Annotated in this window: 11 protein-coding genes and 1 pseudogene; 6 read left to right on the top strand and 6 right to left on the bottom strand. The window is 72.4% G+C overall.

Features of this window, described 5'->3' with window-relative positions:
* Window positions 1-6: 6 nt before the first annotated feature.
* Window positions 7-1,422: pseudogene (locus BJ958_RS27860) on the bottom strand (APC family permease).
* Between the two features lie 116 nt (window positions 1,423-1,538).
* On the opposite strand from BJ958_RS27860, the gene BJ958_RS12905 reads away from it, so the two are divergent.
* Genes BJ958_RS12905 through BJ958_RS12915 form a run of 3 tightly spaced genes read left to right on the top strand, consistent with a single transcriptional unit; the run spans window position 1,539 to window position 6,185 of the window.
* A complete protein-coding gene (locus tag BJ958_RS12905; protein ID WP_179727193.1) occupies window positions 1,539-2,171 on the top strand; it encodes a TetR family transcriptional regulator in 633 nt (210 codons plus the stop codon).
* A complete protein-coding gene (locus BJ958_RS12910; RefSeq protein WP_179727194.1) occupies window positions 2,161-3,300 on the top strand; it encodes a P1 family peptidase in 1,140 nt (379 codons plus the stop codon). The genes BJ958_RS12905 and BJ958_RS12910 overlap by 11 nt, the downstream gene beginning before the upstream one ends.
* A gap of 41 nt (window positions 3,301-3,341) precedes the next feature.
* A complete protein-coding gene (locus tag BJ958_RS12915; protein WP_179727195.1) occupies window positions 3,342-6,185 on the top strand; it encodes a BTAD domain-containing putative transcriptional regulator in 2,844 nt (947 codons plus the stop codon).
* On the opposite strand, the gene BJ958_RS12920 is transcribed toward BJ958_RS12915, so the two are convergent.
* Together BJ958_RS12920 and BJ958_RS12925 are read right to left on the bottom strand one after the other, a co-directional pair.
* Window positions 6,166-6,714 (bottom strand): GNAT family N-acetyltransferase, encoded by a 549-nt coding sequence (locus BJ958_RS12920; protein ID WP_179727196.1) that lies wholly within the window; start codon window positions 6,712-6,714, stop codon window positions 6,166-6,168. The two genes, BJ958_RS12915 and BJ958_RS12920, sit on opposite strands and share 20 nt — an antisense overlap.
* A gap of 106 nt (window positions 6,715-6,820) precedes the next feature.
* Complete coding sequence (locus tag BJ958_RS12925; RefSeq protein ID WP_179727197.1) at window positions 6,821-8,116, bottom strand: HNH endonuclease signature motif containing protein; 1,296 nt, start codon at window positions 8,114-8,116, stop codon at window positions 6,821-6,823.
* A gap of 289 nt (window positions 8,117-8,405) precedes the next feature.
* Here BJ958_RS12925 and BJ958_RS12930 point away from each other — a divergent pair, with 289 nt between their 5' ends.
* The 3 genes from BJ958_RS12930 (at window position 8,406) to BJ958_RS12940 (ending at window position 12,190) form a co-directional block, all read left to right on the top strand.
* Window positions 8,406-9,596, top strand: coding sequence for an IS110 family RNA-guided transposase (locus BJ958_RS12930; protein WP_179726751.1), 1,191 nt, complete (start codon window positions 8,406-8,408; stop codon window positions 9,594-9,596).
* 345 nt (window positions 9,597-9,941) lie between these two features.
* Complete coding sequence (locus BJ958_RS12935) at window positions 9,942-10,475, top strand: GNAT family N-acetyltransferase (protein WP_179727198.1); 534 nt, start codon at window positions 9,942-9,944, stop codon at window positions 10,473-10,475.
* Entirely contained in the window at window positions 10,472-12,190 is a 1,719-nt protein-coding gene (locus tag BJ958_RS12940) for an Ig-like domain-containing protein (protein WP_179727199.1), read from the top strand. Before BJ958_RS12935 ends, BJ958_RS12940 begins: the two co-directional genes overlap by 4 nt.
* Before the next feature lie 57 nt (window positions 12,191-12,247).
* Here the strand turns inward: BJ958_RS12940 and BJ958_RS12945 are convergent, their stop codons facing one another.
* From BJ958_RS12945 to mfd, 3 genes are read right to left on the bottom strand one after another with little or no spacing between them, the layout of a single operon-like run.
* The gene (locus tag BJ958_RS12945) at window positions 12,248-12,853 is read right to left on the bottom strand and encodes a MazG nucleotide pyrophosphohydrolase domain-containing protein (RefSeq protein WP_343052670.1); all 606 of its coding nucleotides are present in this window, start codon (window positions 12,851-12,853) and stop codon (window positions 12,248-12,250) included.
* Window positions 12,854-12,856: 3 nt separating this feature from the next.
* The gene (locus BJ958_RS12950; RefSeq protein ID WP_179727200.1) at window positions 12,857-13,567 is read right to left on the bottom strand and encodes a hypothetical protein; all 711 of its coding nucleotides are present in this window, start codon (window positions 13,565-13,567) and stop codon (window positions 12,857-12,859) included.
* Window positions 13,568-13,569: 2 nt separating this feature from the next.
* Entirely contained in the window at window positions 13,570-17,082 is a 3,513-nt protein-coding gene (mfd, locus tag BJ958_RS12955) for a transcription-repair coupling factor (protein WP_179727201.1), read from the bottom strand.
* Between the last annotated feature and the right edge of the window lie 67 nt (window positions 17,083-17,149).

The following is a 17,149-nucleotide window of genomic DNA, read 5'->3' on the forward strand; positions in this document are numbered from 1 at the left end:
GCACCGCTACGGCGCGCTCTCCAGCTCCTCCTCCACCGGGTCCGGCAGGGTCCACCGGTCTCCCCGCCGCGGGTGGATGAACCCGAAGTAGTAGGCGACCCCGATCGCGACCGTGGCCAGCCCGATCACCAGCTGCGAGGGGGCGTCCCGCCCGACCTCGACGCAGACGTACAGCATCCCGGCGACGAGCAGCACCGCAGGGAGCGGCCACAACGGCATCCGGTAGCCACGTGAGGAGGCAGAGCCGGGGCGGCGCAGCCGGAGGGCGCAGGCGCCGACGACGAGGTAGACGAGGGCGACCGAGGCGCCGGTGGCCGTGATCAGCCAGGTCAGCGGGATGAAGGCCGCAGTGAGGGCGGAGAGCACGCCGACGAGGACGGTGGCGTTGACGGGCGAGCGGAAGCGCGGGTGGATGCGCCCGAGGACGTCGTCGACCGGGCCAGGCCAGGAGCGGTCGCGGGCCGAGGCGTAGACCAGGCGGGCGATCTGGATGATGACGGCGATGACCGCGTTCACGATGGCGAGGGCGATGCCGACACTGACCGCGGTGTTGACCGCGGAACCTCCGCGCTCGAGCAGGAAGTAGTTCATCGGGGCGTCGCTGCCGAGCAGCGCCTCCATGCTGGGGGCACCGATGACGACGGCGGCGAGCGGGACGATCTCGACGAGGGCGGTGACGACGAGCGAGACCAGGATGACGCGACCGATGGTGCGATTGGCGTCCTAGGTCTCCTCGACGTAGTAGACCGCGGCGCCGTAGCCGTTGAACGCGAACAGGGCGACCGGCAGGAGCGCGATGATCGCGGCGACGCCCACGGTCTCGAGGCCGTGGCCGCCGGCGGCCTGGGCAGAGAAGAACGCGCCGGGACCGCGCTCGGGGTTGAGGAACCCGAGCACGGTCAGCACGACGAGAGCGAGCAGCTCGGTCGCGAGGAAGACGCCGGTCACCCAGGCATTGGTGCGGATGTCGAGGGCCGCGACGACGGTCGTCGCCACGATCACGACCACCCCCACCCAGGTCCCGTCGAGCGCCGACCAGGCGGCACTCAGGTAGTCGCCGGTGCCGAGCGCGATCACGGCGATGATCAGGATGCCGTTGACCATCGTCAGCACGAAGGTGCCGAACCCGAGCGGACGCCCGAGCAGGCGCGCGGCCCAGGTGTACTCGCCGCCGGTCACCGGGTACGTCGCGGACAGCTCGGCGTAGCAGACGCCGACGAGCACGGCGGCCAGTGCCGCGAGGCCCATGGTGAGCACGGACGCACCGCCCACGCCGAGCAGGATCGCCGGGACGATGATGAAGACGCTGGAGGCCGGCGTCACCGACGACAGCGTGATGAGGATGTTCTCGCGCATCGTCAGCGACCGCGCGAGCTCCTGCTGGTAGCGGCCGGTGGACGTGGCCTGGTGCAGCTCCGACATGGCACCCCTTTCTTTGACGCTGAATCAAAGAACTGATTGGATACCGCTGTCAATAGGCAATCTGTAACCTCTGCAATCCTGACGTGGCGTCAGGATGAGCAGCGAGGAGGCACGGGGTGGCACGGTTCAAGGACCAGGAGCAGCGGCGCGACCAGATCGTCGCCGCAGCGCTCCAGGTGCTGCGCGAGGTCGGGGCCGCCGGCCTGAGGATCCGCGACGTCGCGGCGCGGGCGGGCGTCTCGACCGGCACCGTGCACTACTACTTCGACGACGTGCAGGGACTGCTCAACGAGGTCCACGCCCGGGCCCGCAAGCGGTTCTACGACGACCGGCTCTCGCTGGTCACGCAGTACCCCGACGCACGCGACAAGCTGGTCGCCACCATCCGCGGCGGCCTGCCGTCCTCCCCCGACGACGACCTGGTCGGCGCGCTCTACCAGCTCGACGGCCACCTCCGGCTGCGCGAGGACAACGCCGACCTGTTCGCCGCGCTCTACGACACCCAGGTCGCGATCTACGTGGGCATCCTCGAGGTCGGGGTCGCCCAGGGCCACTTCACCCTCACCGCCGACGCCACCGACATCGCCCAGAACCTGGTCGCGCTCGAGGACGCGTACGGCGAGCACATCGTCATCGGCATCCGCTCCCTCGACTACGAGCGGACCGTGTCCCTGATCTGCGGGTACGCCCGCCTCGCCACCGGCTGCGCCGACATCCTTCCCGAACGAGAGGTCACCCGTGCCCACTGATCCACGCCCCCGCGCCCGCGACCTGCTCGCCCTCCCCGGCCGCCCGGGCCCGCACAACGCGATCACCGACGTACCCGGCGTCACCGTCGGCCTCGAGACGCTGGTCAGCGGGACATCCGTCCGCACCGGCGTGACGGCGATCCTGCCTCGCGGGCGCGACGGGGTGGGCGAGCCGTGTGCCGCGGCGTCGTACTCCCTCAACGGCAACGGCGAGCTGACGGGGACCACCTGGATCGAGGAGTCCGGCGCGTTGACCATGCCGGTGCTGATCTCCAACACCCATGCGGTCGGCGCCTGCCACACCGGCACCGTCGAGTGGGTCAACGAGGTCCACCCGCAGCTGGCGGCGCAGTGGCTGCTGCCGGTGTGCGGCGAGACCTGGGACGGCTACCTCAACGACATCAACGGCGGCCACGTCCGCCCCGAGCACGCGCGTGCCGCGCTCGACGCCGCGACCGCCGGCCCCGTTCCCGAGGGATCGGTCGGGGGCGGCACCGGCATGAACTGCTACGCCTTCAAGGGCGGCACGGGGACGTCGTCGCGCGAGGTCGAGTTCGCGGGCACGACGTACACCGTCGGCGTGCTGGTCCAGGCCAACTTCGGCGACCGCCGGGAGCTCGTCGTCGCAGGGACGCCGATCGGGCAGGCGCTCGGCGACGACAACCCGATGGAGGACTCCGCCTGGTTCGTCCGCGACCTCGGCGCCGCCGCCCCGGCCGTCGCCGGCCGCCTGCCGGGCGGCGCCGGCTCGGTGATCGTCGTGGTCGCCACCGACGCGCCGATGCTCCCCCACCAGTGCAAGGCGCTCGCCCGGCGGGTCCCGCTCGGCCTGGCCCGCACCGGGACCGCCGGCGGGCACTTCTCCGGCGACATCTTCCTGGCCTTCTCGACCGCACCGGCGCCCGGGTTGCGCAGCCAGATGCACCCGGCGCCGACCGAGCTCGCCGAGCAGCAGGTGCTGCCGTGGGGCGCGATCGACCCGTTCTACACGGCGGTCGTCGAGGCGGTGGAGGAGTCGGTGCTCAACGCGCTCGTGGTCAACCAGGAGATGGTCGGGCGCGACGGGCACCGCACACCCGCGCTCCCCCACGCCGCCCTCGCGGACCTGCCGGCTGCCGTCCGGGCGTAATCCCCCGGCAGCGCGTTCCGGGGCCCCTTACCCTTGGCCGCGTGCCAGACCGTGGGGACGTCGTAGCGCTGCGCCTGCTCGGCCCCCTCGAGGTGCTCGACCGGGCGGGCGCGAGCGTCGACATCGGCTCGCCGCGACACCGCGAGACGCTGGCGGCCCTGGCCGTCGACGCCGGACGGGTGGTCTCGACCGACACCCTGCTCGACCGGGTCTGGGGCGAGAGCGGGCGGGGCGGCACCCTGGCCAACCTGCAGGCCGTGATCTCACGGCTCCGCTCGCGGCTGCGCGAGGCAGGGGTGCCGGCCGAGATCGCGACGGTCCCGCCCGGCTACCGGCTGGACCTGCCGGCCGGCGCGATCGACACCCACCGGCTGACGGCCGGGATCGAGACCGCTCGTACGGCGCTCACGGCCGACCCGGAGGCTGCCCGCGACCACCTGACCGAGGCACTCGGGTGGTGGCGCGGCGAGCCGCTGGCCGACGTACCCCAGGCGTTCGCGCGCACCGAGGCGCTGCGGCTCGAAGGCCTGTGGCTGACCGGCGAGGAGCTGGCGGCGGAGCTCGACCTCACGCTCGGGCACGCCGGCGCAGCCGTCACCCGGCTGACCGGCCTGGCCCGGCAGCACCCGCTGCGCGAGTCGGTGCGCGGCCAGCTGATGCGGGCGCTGTACCTCGCGGGGCGGCAGGCCGACGCGCTGGAGGAGTACGCCGACCTGCGGGCCCGGCTCGTCGAGGAGCTCGGCGTCGACCCCGGTCCCGCGGTGCAGCGGCTGCACCAGCAGATCCTCGAGCAGGACCCGTCGCTGCGCCCCCGGCCCGCTGCTGCGGCTCCTGCGCCGCCGGCCTCGCGGCCGCAGCGGCCCAGCGCCGTACCGTCGACCGACCTGCTCGGCCCCCTGATCGGACGCGAGCGCGACGTCGCCCACCTGGTCGACGTGCTCCGCTCGCCGGCGTCGCGCCTGGTGACCGTCACCGGTGTCGGCGGCTGCGGCAAGACCCGGCTGGCCCTGGCCGTCGCCGCGGCCGCCGAGGCGTCCTTCACCGACGGCGTCACCCTGGTCCCGCTCGCCCCGCTGCACGACCCGTCCGCGGTGATCCCGGCGATCGCCCGCGCCGTGGGCGTCGCCGAGGGCGGCAACCCGTTCACGGCGCTGCTCGACCTGCTCCGCGGCCAGGACCGGCTGCTGCTGCTCGACAACGCCGAGCACCTCCTCGACGCCTGGCCCGAGGTCGCGACCCTCGCGGCGGCCTGCCCGGGGCTGCGGATCCTCGTCACCAGCCGGATCCCGCTGCGGGTGCGCGGCGAGGTGCTCTTCCCGCTGACCCCGCTCGACCTGCCCGCCGCCGCCGAGCTGTTCGTGACCCGCGCGGCCGCCGCCGGCGCTGCCCGTCTGCTGTCCGCTGAGGATGCGGTGGTCGGCCAGCTGTGCCACCGCCTCGCCGGCATCCCGCTCGCGATCGAGCTCGCCGCCGCGCGGGTCCGGCTGCTGTCCCCGGCCGAGATCCTCGCGCGGCTCGACGAGGTGATGGCTGCCGAGGGGGCGCGCGACCTGCCGCCCCGCCAGCGCACGATGCGCTCCGCGATCGACTGGAGCTTCGAGCTGCTCTCGCCGCTGGAGCAGGCGGCGTTCCCCCGGCTCGCCGTGTTCAGCGGTGGCTTCGGCATCGACGCAGCCACCGCCGTGCTGGCCGACGTGGTCGGTCCGGGTGACGTCCTCGGCCTGCTGGAGTCGCTCGTCGACCAGTCGCTCGTGGTCGTGGCGCCGGGGCCGCGGTTCCGGTTGCTGGAGCCGGTGGCGCAGTACGCCGCCACCCGGCTCCCGCGGCCTGCCGAGCGTGCCGCCAGGGACGCGCACCTGCGGTTCTTCGGCGCCCTCGCCGCCCGGCACGAGCCGTCGCTGCGGGGCGAGGGCACGGTCGAGACGCTTGCGGAGATCGAGCGCGAGCACGCCAACCTGGTCGCCGCCGTCGAGTGGTCGCTGGCCTCCGGGCAGGCCGACCTCGGCGGCTGGCTCGGCTGGCACCTGTGGCTGTTCTGGTGGATCCGCGGTGCACTGCGCGAGGGGCGGCGACTGATGCAGGCGGTGCTCACGCACGACGTGCCCGACCCGGTCCGGGTCCGGGCCGGCTCGGTCGTCGGCGCGCTCGCCTTCGCGCAGGGCGACGACGCCGAGGCGGAGGCGGCCTGGACGACGAGCGCGGACCTCGCGCGTCGTACCGGCGACCTCGAGGGGCTCCCCTACGCCTACGGCGGGATCGGGCTGGTCGCGCTCGCCCGCGACGACGCCGACCTCGCGGCCAGGGTGTTCGAGGAGACGATCGTCCTGTGCGACGAGGCCGGACTGCACGGCGAGTGGCTGTGGACGCTGTCGCACGTGTGGCTCGGCACCGTCGAGCTGCTGCGCGGCAACCCGGCGGGTGCGGGCCGCCTGGTCGAGGAGGCGCTCGCCGCCGCCCGGCGCCGCAACGACCCGCTGGCCGTCTACATCGGGCTGTTCACCGCCATCCAGGTCTCGATGGCGGTCGGCGAGCCGGACCGGGCCCGACGCCAGATCGCCGAGGGCGTGCTGCTCAGCCGCGACACCGGCGACCACGCCAACCTGGCCTACCTGCTCGACGCGCTCGCGGTGGTGGAGTCGCTGTCTCCCGGACCTGGCTCGGGTGGCCTGGCCCGGGTCGGGCTGCTCCGCGGCGCCGCCGCCCAGCTGCGTGCCGGCACCGGCGGCAACGTCTACGGCTACTACCGGCCCGACGAGGCGTTGATCGCACAGGCCGGCGAGGTCGCCCGGGCAGCCCGCGGTGCGGCGTACGACGACGACGTGGCTGCCGGGTGGGCGCTCGACGTCGATGCGATGGTGGCGCTGGCTACGGATCCCACTGCCTGACCATGCTGTAGACGTACATGTCCCGCCGCTCCGCGCCGACCCGCTGCCACGACCGCAGCAATCCCTCGCGCTGGTAGCCGCAGCGCTCGGCCGCGCGCCAGGACGCCTCGTTCCAGGGCTCGACGTGGAGCTGCAGCCGCTCGACCTCGGGCAGGCTGAACGCCCAGTCCGTCAGGGCGGCGAGCGCCGCCCCGGCATGTCCCCGGCGACGGTGCGCTCCACCGATCCAGTAGCCCGTCGTGGCGCGGCCGGCCGCGATCTCGGAGGTCCACAGCCCGATCTGCCCGACCGCCTCGTCGGTGGCTGCATCCGCGATCGCGAACGAGTAGCCCTGCCCGGCCGGCAGCCGGTCGTGCTGGCGCTCGAGGTAGGCCTGCACGTCCGCCGGAGATCCCGAGCTCGGCACCGTCGTGATCAACGGAATCAACGGGTCTCCGGCGACCGACACGACCAGGCCGGCGTCACGGGGCTCGAACGCGCGCAGGCGCACGGGCGGGTGCTCGATCCGCGGGAGGTGGTCGGGCAGCACAGGCCCGACTCCACCATCGCGCCGACACCGGCGCCAGCCGATTCCAGCGACCGGACGTGCCTGTGCCCCCGCAGACGTGGAGTCCTGCGGGTGCGGGGCGGGTTCGCTACTCGTCGGGCGGGTGCACCGGGTGGGTGCCGCGGTGGTCGACCCGGAACTGGAACCCGCTGGGACTGGTCCACACGTAGGACCCGGGCATCGGGGTCTCGTAGCGCCAGGTGGAGTGGGTCTTGGCGCGGTGGTGCCGTCGACACAACGGCACGAGGTTGCACGGACAGGTCGGGCCGCCCTGGTCGTGGGGCTGGTGGTGGTCGATGTCGCACCGGGTCGCGGGTCGGGTGCAGTGGGGGAAGCGGCAGGTGTGGTCCCGCAACGCGACCCGGGTCTTGTGGCGGTCGGGGATCTCGTAGGAGCCGACGGGGAGATGGTCGGCGAGGTCGATCACCGGCCGCACGATGATCGTGGTGCTCTTCGAACGCAGCCACTCGCGGATCTGCGCGGTGGTGACGGGGCAGCGGCCCTCGTCCCACCGCCCGACCGGGTTCACGAACGGGTTCTCACCGGTGAGGGTGGTGTCGGTGACGTGCACGTTGAGGACGACCTTGCGGCCGGGGACGGTCGCGACGACCTCTCCGGTGGCGGGGTCCGGGACCAGCAGGTCGAGGGCGAGGTCCTGGCGGGCGAGCTCGGCAGCCGCTTTCGAGCGCCGCACGTCCAACGAGCTCTCGTCACCCAACCGGCCGAGCACCTCGGCGCGACGGGCGACGGCTTGGTCGAGGTCGTGTCCGTCGGCGGCATCCAGGAGCCCGTCGAGGTGCACCAGCCCGTGCTCGTCCACGTCACTGATGTCGAAGTGCCGGTGGTCGGCAGCCTTCTGGCGGTCGGCCTCCGCCTTGTCGGGGTCGAACCGCAGCACGGCTTCGGCGACGAGGCGTTCGAGCTGGGCCCACCCGATGCCGGAGGCGTTCCACAGCTGCCGGTCCACGAACCCCGCCGCCTCAGCCGACAGGCCACGGGTGAGGTCCGCGATCCGCTCAGCACGCCACGGAGCCAACCGCCCCGCCACCACGGCGTCGTAGACGTTCGGCAATCGCCACGCGCACTCGATCACCCGCCCGACGTAGGCCTTGCCACCGTCAGGGGTGCGGCCGAGGACCGCGACGAGCTCCATCAACGCGAACTCGCTGACCAGCGGGGCGCCGTCACCGGCGATCGGGACACCGGTGTCGAGGTAGCCCTCGGTGATCGTCGCCGCACCCTCGGGCCCGGTCACGATGTGGTCGCTCGCCCACTCCACGATCGCCGCCCATTCCTCGACGAGGAGCTGGTTGCGGACCTGGATCCCGGCGCTCAACCGTGACAGCACCGGGGCTGTCGAACGGGGCCTGGTTCCGAGATCCATGACAGGATTCTCCCACCCACCCCCGACATTGATGCTGGTCTTCGCTGCTCCCTGTGGAGTAGTGAAGAGGTCCCGATCGTCGTGCCTCAGCCTCCGACTGTCGCCCTGCTGGGTTGACCATCTTGTGGTCCGGCCGGCGGTCGGGACCCCGCGCGCCGGCCGGGCGGACATGACCTAATAAGAGCCTGGCAAGCGCCTCATCAATGTCCTGTCTGCTCGCCCGACCGGCGTCGACCATCCACATCGGTACGACACGGAAGGCAGCTCCATCATGACAGCGACACGACCAGTGACCCCTGCCGTCTTCGCGGGCGCTGACACCCACGCCGACACGATCCACGTGGCCGCGATCGACGGCTACGGTCGCGATCTCGGCGACGGCGAGTTCCCCACGACGCCGGCGGGCTACCGCGACGCCTTGGCCTTCCTCGCGTCGTTCGGTTCGGTACAGGTCTTCGGGATCGAAGGCACCAGCTCCTACGGAGCAGGGCTGGCCGTTGTGGCCCGCACGGCCGGGATCGCGGTGCGGGAGGTGATCCGTCCCGAAGCCACGGTGCGGCGGATGCAGGGCAAGTCCGACCTGATCGACGCTTACCAGGCGGCCCGTGCCGCCATGACCGGTCGCGCGAAGACCGCGCCGAAGGCCGAGGACGTCGAGGGACTTCGAGCGCTTCTCAGCACGCGACGTTCAGCCGCCAAGGCACGTACTGCGGCGATGAACCAGATTCACGCACAGTTGATCACCGCGCCCGTCGAGATCCGTGAGAGGTACCGGAAGCTGAGCGACAAGCGGTTGATCGACGCGCTCGCTGCCTGCCGCCCCGGCTCCCGCGGTGGAGTGGTGGCCACCGTGCTGCTCGGGTTGAAGATGCTGGCCCAGCGCCACCGGTTCCTCGGCCAGCAGATCGAGCTGCTCGACGACCAGCTCCGCGGCCTGGTCGCGGCGATCAACCTGAACCTGATCTCGGCACGCGGCATCGGACCGGTGACCGCTGCGCAGCTGCTCCTCACCGCGGGCGGCAACCCCGAGCGCCTGGCCAGCGAGACATCCTTCGCTGCCCTGTGCGGCACCGCACCGGTCCCGGCATCGTCGGGCAAGACCACCCGATACCGGCTCTCTCGTGGCGGGGATCGTCACGCCAACTCCGCGCTGCACACGATCGCGACCGTGCGGATGGCCAGCGACCCCCGCACCCGCGAGTTCGTCGCCACCCAGCGCGCCAAGAACCGCAGCAACCCCGAGATCCTGCGAATCCTCAAACGCGCCATCGCCCGCGAGGTGTTCAAGCTGCTCCAGAACCCGAACGCGCTTACCGGAATCGCCGACCTACGACGCATCCGACGCGAGAAGAACCTGCCTATCCGAGTCGTGGTCGAACAGCTCGGCACCACCCTGAACCATGTCAGCCGCATCGAACGCGGAGTCGCGTTCGACCGCGAGTTCACCCAGCGCTACCGAACCTGGCTCCAAGCCGCTTGACAACCATAGGAGCATCACAATCCAGCGCCGGAAACCCGCCTGGGGACAGGGGAAACTCCATTCGGAGGGTGTGGAGAACCGACGTCACCGACCGTCACGAAAGTGACCCCGGGACCGCAGCCCGACCGCGGAACCCAGCCACCTCCCCACCCTTCTCGTCACTGCCCTTTCGGAACGGAACCGGCCACCCAACCGACGCCCACGAACACTCGCAGCAGCGCGGCCGAGGGTTTGAGGCTCGACCGCGGACGGCGGCCCCGCACCTCAACCACGTCGCTGCACGACCCCAGCCACCGCAAGCGAGCGACAAGGACGCCGCAAGCGCCCCGAGCCACCCTCGGGTCCATGACCACCACCCCCACCTCCTGGCTGCCCGCGTCCTGGGCGCATCCGACCCGGGTCCCGGTGACGCAGGCACACCACCTGCGACCCATGGGCCCGGCCGACGTCGACCTCGACCTGCCGGCGGTGCACGCGTCGCGGGAGCGGCTGTGGTCGATCTACGGGCAGGCGTGGGGGTGGCCGCCGGTGGACCTGAGCAGGGAGGCGGACATCGACGACCTCGCCCACCACGCGGCGGAGATCGACGCCCACGAGTCCTTCCTCTACGGACTCTTCGACGCGGCTGAGACCGCCCTGCTCGGGTGTGTGTACGTCGACCCACCGGCCAAGGTCGGCGCCGACGCGGACATCTCCTGGTGGGTGGTCGAGCATGCCGTCGGCAGCGAGCTCGAGCGGTCGCTGGACGCCTTCGTCCCTGCCTGGATCGAGGCCGAGTGGCCGCTCCACCAGCCGCGCTACGTCGGCCGCGACCTCAGCTGGCAGCAGTGGCTCTGCCTCCCGGACCTCGTCGAGGACGACACCGAGGAGGACGCATGAGCCCCCGCGTCCTCGCCCGCACCGTCGTGGGCCTCCTCGCCCTGGTCGCCGGCCTCGCTCCGGTCCTCACCCCCGCGCCCGCCCACGCCGGTCAGGTCGGGGTGACGCTCAGCATCGCCGGCGCCGGCCGGGTCGAGGTGGTCGAGGGCTCGCTCGAGGACGGGGGTGCGTACGCCTGCGACCGCACCACCAACCTCGACCACCGGGTGACCATGACCTGCGGCCGGGTCCGCAACGAGGAGCCGTTCGAGGCCTGGATCTGGCTGCGGCCGTCCTTCTTCGGCGTCCCCGACGGCTGGGAGTTCGTCGAGTGGCAGGGCTGCGACGAGACGCGTGCCAACAGCAGCGGCACCCGTGACTGCGCGGTGCACTCGGGCGCGTTCACGAGCGTCGAGAAGTACCCGGTGGCCGTGTTCCGCGACGTCGACCCGCCGACGATGACCAGCTTCAACGCCACCCAGGTCGTCAACCAGCAGGGGCGCTTCACGTTCACCTTCGCCGCCAGCGGAGCGGTCGCGATCCACTGCAAGCTCGACAGCGGCGCGTGGGAGGGCTGCGCCTCCCCGCGGACGCTCACGCTGCCCGAGGGTGCGCACCTCTTCGCCGTCCGGTCGGAGGACGCCTCCGGCAACCTGAGCTTCTCGCACTCCCTGACGGTGCACTCGATCGACACCGGTTTCACCGCCACCCCGCCCAGGCTGAGCAACAGCCGCTCCGCCGACTTCACCTTCACCTCGCAGGGCGGCAACGCCTTCGACTGCAACCTGGACGGCTACCCGTTCACCTGCGACAGCGGCCAGGGCCACTTCACCGACCTCGCCGACGGGCCGCACACGCTGACCGTCGCGGGCCGCAACGGCACCTGGGTCGACCCGGTCCCGGCGCACCACGAGTGGACGATCGACGCGACGGCGCCGGAGACGACGCTGACCGGCGGCCCGGCGGAGGGCTCCACGACCACGGACAGCACCGCCACGTTCACCCTCGACGGCCCCGGCGCGGCCGACTTCTCCTGCACGATCGACGGGGCCCTCACGCCCTGCGACCGCGGCCAGGTCAGGCTGGAGCGCCTCGCCCCGGGCACCCACGTGCTCGAGGCGGCCGCCCGCGACGCCGCCGGCAACCGCGACCAGACGCCGGCCCGGCGGACCTGGAGCGTGCGCGCCGCCGACACCACCCCACCCGACACCACCCTCACCGGCGGACCCGCTGACGGCTCGATCGTCACCACCCCGAACGCCACCTTCGCCGTCGGTACGACGGAGCCCGGGTCCCGCACGACCTGCACCCTCGACGGGTCCGCCCTGCCGTGCTCCGCCGGACCGCTCGTCCTCACCGGTCTCGCACCCGGCACCCACGTGCTGACCGCGACGTCGACGGACGCCGCCGGCAACACCGACGCGACCGCTGCGACCCGGATCTGGACGGTGCCGGTCCCGGCCGCCGCCCTCGAGCGCAGGGGCAGCACGCTGAGCCTGAAGGTCCGCGACGCGCGTCGCCTCGCGCTGGTCGTCTCGACCGGCAAGAGGCCCGGCAAGGTGAAGGTCTACGCGGGCAAGCGGCTCGTGAAGACCCTGTCACTCGATCGCTCGACCACCACGCGGGTCGTCGACGTGACCACCTTCGCGTCCCCGTGGAGCGGCAAGGTCCGCATCGTCGTGGCGTCGAAGCGCCGCGCGGTGCGGGTCGAGGGAGTCGCGGCCCCCACGCGCTGACCTCGACCGAGGAGGCGCCGCCGGTCGTTCAGTGGACGACGACCGGCGGCGTCGCCGCTACTGCCTTCTCCGCACGGCGTCGCGCAGCGCCTGCTCCGGGTCGACGCCCTGGGCGCGGGCCTCGGCGACCAGGGCGAGCAGGCGCTCGCCGAGGTCCGGCGAGTCCGGGTCCACGTCGAGCGTGAGCCCGGCCCGCTCGCGGCGGCCGAGGGCCTTGTCGGCGTACAGGAGTGCGGGGAGGGCGGACGGCAGCTCGGACGGCGCGGACTGCTCGGCCGCCTTGATCCGCTGCCAGCGCTCGTCGACCTGGTCGGCCGTGAGGTGGTCGTCGGGCATGGCGTCACCGAAGACGTGCGGGTTGCGGCGGCGCATCTTCGCGGTGATCCCGCGGGCGACGTCGTCGAGCGAGAAGTCGCCGCGCTCCTCGGCGATCACGGCGTGGAAGACGACCTGCAGCAGCAGGTCGCCGAGCTCCTCGGCGAGGTGCCCGAACTCGCCACTCGCCTCCGCCTCGTCGATGGCGTCGACGGTCTCGTAGGTCTCCTCGAGCAGGTAGCGCACCAACGAACGATGGGTCTGCTCCTGCTTCCACGGGCACTCCGCCCGCAGCCGCCGCATCACCTCGACGAACTCGGCGACCGGCCCGTCCGCAGGATCGGGCACGGCCTAGCCCTGGGGCGCGCCCGCCGGCGAGGCGGCCGCCGGGCCGCACCGCTGGTCGGCGGGCAGCTTCGCGACCTGCTCGGGCGTCATCGCGGAGGTGTTGCTGGCGTCCTTGGCCTGGCTGCTCACCGGCACCGAGAGCGGGTCGCCGCTGAAGACGCCCGTGCTCGCGTCGTAGGTCCCGAAGACCGGGTTGAAGCTGACGTCGTGCTCGTCGAGCCACTTCGTGATCAGCGCGATGCCCGCACTGACCGCGGCATCGCCCTGGGCGCCGGACTCGTCGGCCCCGAGCTGCTCGACCGGGTCGCTGAGCCGCTGCTTGATCCAGGTCAGGAACTCGAAGGTGTCGTAGTTGTCGTCGTCGATCGTGCCGAGGGCGCCCCAGGCGTCGGTGACCGACGTCCGGTCGATCTGCTCGCCCGGCAGGGACACCCCGTGCTCGGGTGCCAGGTCGTCGACGGCGACCGCCTGGGTCCAGCCGACGACGAACTGCGCGCGCACGAGTGCGATCGGCGCCGCCTGCGCCTGCGGGTTGGTCGCGGCCAGGGCGCAGTAGTCCTGGACCGCCTTGTCGACCTTGCTGAGCGAGAGCTGCTGGCCCTCGACCTCGGCGGCCACGCCGGGCTTCACCTCGTTGTCGCTGACGCCGCAGCCGGCGGTCAGCAGGGCGACCGCAGCGAGACCCGCTGCGGCGGACCGGAACGTGGGACGCACACTCACTCCTTGGGGTCGATGACCGAGTCGATGACAAGCCGGGCCCATTCAAGCAGGGCGACGCCCTCGAGGGGCGTTCCCGTCCTCCCCGGGATGCCGGGGCGCGGCACCAGGATCGACTCCAGCTGGTGCTTGACGATCGACTTCGGGTAGAGCCGGTTGAGCCGGATGGTGCGCGACTCGGGCAGCACGACGGGGTGGAAGCGCACGTTCTTGCCGACCGTGGTGACCTCCTTGACCCCGGCCTGCCGCACCCGGGCGCGGAAGCGGGCGACCAGCAGCAGCGCGGTGACCTGCTCGGGCGGCTCGCCGTACCGGTCCTGGAGCTCCCCGACGATCTCGTCGACGTCGGCGTCGGTGCGGACCTCGGCGAGGCGCTTGTAGATCTCCAGGCGGAGCCGCTCGCTGGGGATGTAGTCGTGCGGCAGGTGGGCCTCGACCGGCAGCTCGATGCGGACCTCCTCGAGCTGCTCCGGCGCGCCGCCGTCGGAGCGGAAGTCGCGGACCGCCTCGCCGACCAGGCGGACGTAGAGGTCGAAGCCGACGTCGGCGATGTGCCCGGACTGCTCGCCGCCGAGCAGGTTTCCGGCGCCGCGGATCTCGAGGTCCTTCATCGCGATCGCCATGCCGCCGCCGAGGTCGGAGTGCTGGGCCAGGGTCGCGAGCCGCTCGTGGGCGGTCTCGGTGAGCGGCTTCTCCGTCGGGTAGAGGAAGTAGGCGTAGGCCCGCTCCCGCGAGCGACCCACGCGACCGCGCAGCTGGTGGAGCTGCGAGAGGCCGAGCGTGTCGGAGCGCTCGATGATCATCGTGTTGGCGTTGGAGACGTCGATGCCGGACTCGACGATGGTCGTGCAGACCAGGACGTCGAAGTTCTTCTCCCAGAAGTCGACCATCACCTGCTCGAGCTGGTGCTCGCCCATCTGGCCGTGGGCCGTCGCGACCCGTGCCTCGGGCACCAGCTCGCGGATCTTGGCCGCGGCCTTCTCGATCGAGCTCACCCGGTTGTGGATGTAGAACACCTGGCCGTCGCGCAGCAGCTCGCGCCTGATCGCCGCGACCACCTGGCGGTCCTCGTAGCCGCCGACGTAGGTCAGCACCGGGTGCCGCTCCTCGGGCGGCGTGGTGATCGTCGACATCTCGCGGATGCCGGTGATCGCCATCTCCAGGGTGCGCGGGATCGGGGTGGCCGACATGGACAAGACGTCGACCGAGGTCCGCAGCCGCTTCATCGCCTCCTTGTGCTCGACGCCGAAGCGCTGCTCCTCGTCGACGATGATCAGGCCGAGGTCCTTGAACTTCGTGTCGGCGTTGAACAGCCGGTGGGTGCCCACCACGACGTCGACGGTGCCGTCGGCGAGGCCGGCGATCGTCTCGGCGGCCTCCTTGTCGGTCTGGAACCGGCTCAGCGGCTTGAGGTTGATCGGGAAGCCGCTCATGCGCTCGGAGAACGTCGCGAGGTGCTGGTTGACGAGCAGCGTCGTCGGCACGAGCACGGCGACCTGCTTGCCGTCCTGCACCGCCTTGAAGGCCGCGCGCACGGCGATCTCGGTCTTGCCGTAGCCGACGTCGCCACAGATCAGGCGATCCATCGGGACCGTCCGCTCCATGTCGGCCTTGACCTCGTCGACGGTCGTGAGCTGGTCGGGCGTCTCGTGGAACGGGAAGGCGTCCTCGAGCTCGCGCTGCCAGGGGGTGTCGGGGCCGAAGGCGTGTCCCTGGGTGGCCTGGCGGGCGGCGTACAGCTTGATCAGCTCGGAGGCGATCTCACGGACCGCCTTGCGGGCCTTGTTCTTGCGCTTGGTCCAGTCGCCGCCACCGAGCCGGTCGAGGCTCGGCTGCTCGCCGCCGACGTAGCGGGTGACCTGGTCGAGGGTGTCGGCCGGCACGAAGAGCCGGTCGGCCGGGCCGCCTCGCTTGGACGGGCCGTACTCGAGGACGAGGTACTCGCGGATGGCGCCCTGCACCTCGCGCTGCTTCATCTCGACGAACCGGCCGACGCCGTGCTGCTCGTGGACGACGTAGTCGCCGGCCTTGAGCTCGAGCGGGTCGATCTGCCGCTTGCGGCGCACCGGCATCGCGCCCTTGTCGCGCACCGAGGCCTTGGCGCCGACGATGTCCTCGCCGGTGAGGATCGCGAGACCGCGGCTGGTGTCGACCAGGCCGTGGCCGAGGTTGCCGCAGGTGATCGTGACGACGGCCGGGTCGAGCTGGTGCCCGGCCGGGATGTCCTCGACGAGCCGGGCGGGGACGTCCTGCTCCCCCAGCGCCTCGACCATGCGCTGCGCAGGTCCGTGACCGACGTGCACGACGGCCACGGCGTGCCCCTCGCTGCGCCAGCGGGCGATGTCGGCGAAGGCCTTCGCCACGTCGCCGCGGTACGACGGCGCGGGTTGCGCACTGCTGGGCACCTCGTCGTCGAGGCCGAACGGGCTGAACGTCCACCAGGCCTGGCCGCGCTCGCGGGCGTGGGCCCGCACGTCCGCGAGCGACTGGTACGACGCCGCCTGCAGGTCGATCGGCGCCTGTCCGCCGCTGGCGGCCGTGGCCCACGACGCGGCGAGGAACTCCTCGCTGGTGGCGACCAGGTCGTGCGCGCGGGCGCGAGCCCGCTCCGGGTCGAGCACGAGGATCCGGGTGTCCGCCGGCATCAGGTCGACGAGCAGCTCGAGCTCGTCGACCAGCGCCGGGATCAGCGCCTCCATCCCCTCGACGGCGATGCCCTGGGCCAGCTTGTCGGTGATCTCGAGGAGCTGGGGATGGGTCTTCCCGAGCTCGGCGGCCCGGGCCCGGACCTCGTCGGTGAGCAGCAGCTCGCGGCACGGCGGGGCCCACAGCCGCTCGACCTTGGCGATCGTGCGCTGGTCGGCGACCGCGAAGGAGCGGATCTCGTCGACCTCGTCGCCGAAGAACTCCACGCGCAGCGGGTGCTCCTCGGTCGGCGGGAACACGTCGACGATGCCGCCTCGGACCGCGAACTCACCGCGCTTCTCGACCAGGTCGACACGCGAGTACGCCGCACCGACCAGCCCGGCGACGACGTCGTCGATCTCGGCGGTGGCGCCGACGCTCAGCTCGACCGGGACCAGGTCGCCGAGCCCCTTGACCTGCGGCTGCAGCACGCTGCGCACCGGCGCGACGACGACCTGGACCGGCCCGGTCGTCGCGTCGGTGCCGGGGTGGCACAGGCGGCGGAGCACGGCGAGCCGCCGGCCGACCGTGTCGCTGCGCGGGCTGAGCCGCTCGTGGGGCAGCGTCTCCCAGCTCGGGTAGTAGGCGACGCTCGCCGGGTCGATGAGGTCGCCCAGCTCGGCGACCAGCTGCTCGGCCTCGCGGGTGGTGGCGGTGACCACCAGCACCGGCTTCCCGGCCCGGACCAGGCCGGTCGTCAGGAAGGGCCGAAGTGCCTCCGGACCGGTCAGCTCACCGGTCGGCTGGGCGCCGCTGGTGGCGCCCGCGAGCGCGGCGGCGAGGGTCGGGTCGGCGAGGACGGCGTCGGCGAGGCCGGCGAGACTCACGGGGCACACCTTTGGTCGAGGAACACGACGAGTGCCCCCGGTCTTCGTGCGACCGGGGGTGCAGGCG

Origin of the sequence: Nocardioides kongjuensis (assembly GCF_013409625.1) — a bacterium.
Lineage (GTDB): Bacteria > Actinomycetota > Actinomycetes > Propionibacteriales > Nocardioidaceae > Nocardioides > Nocardioides kongjuensis.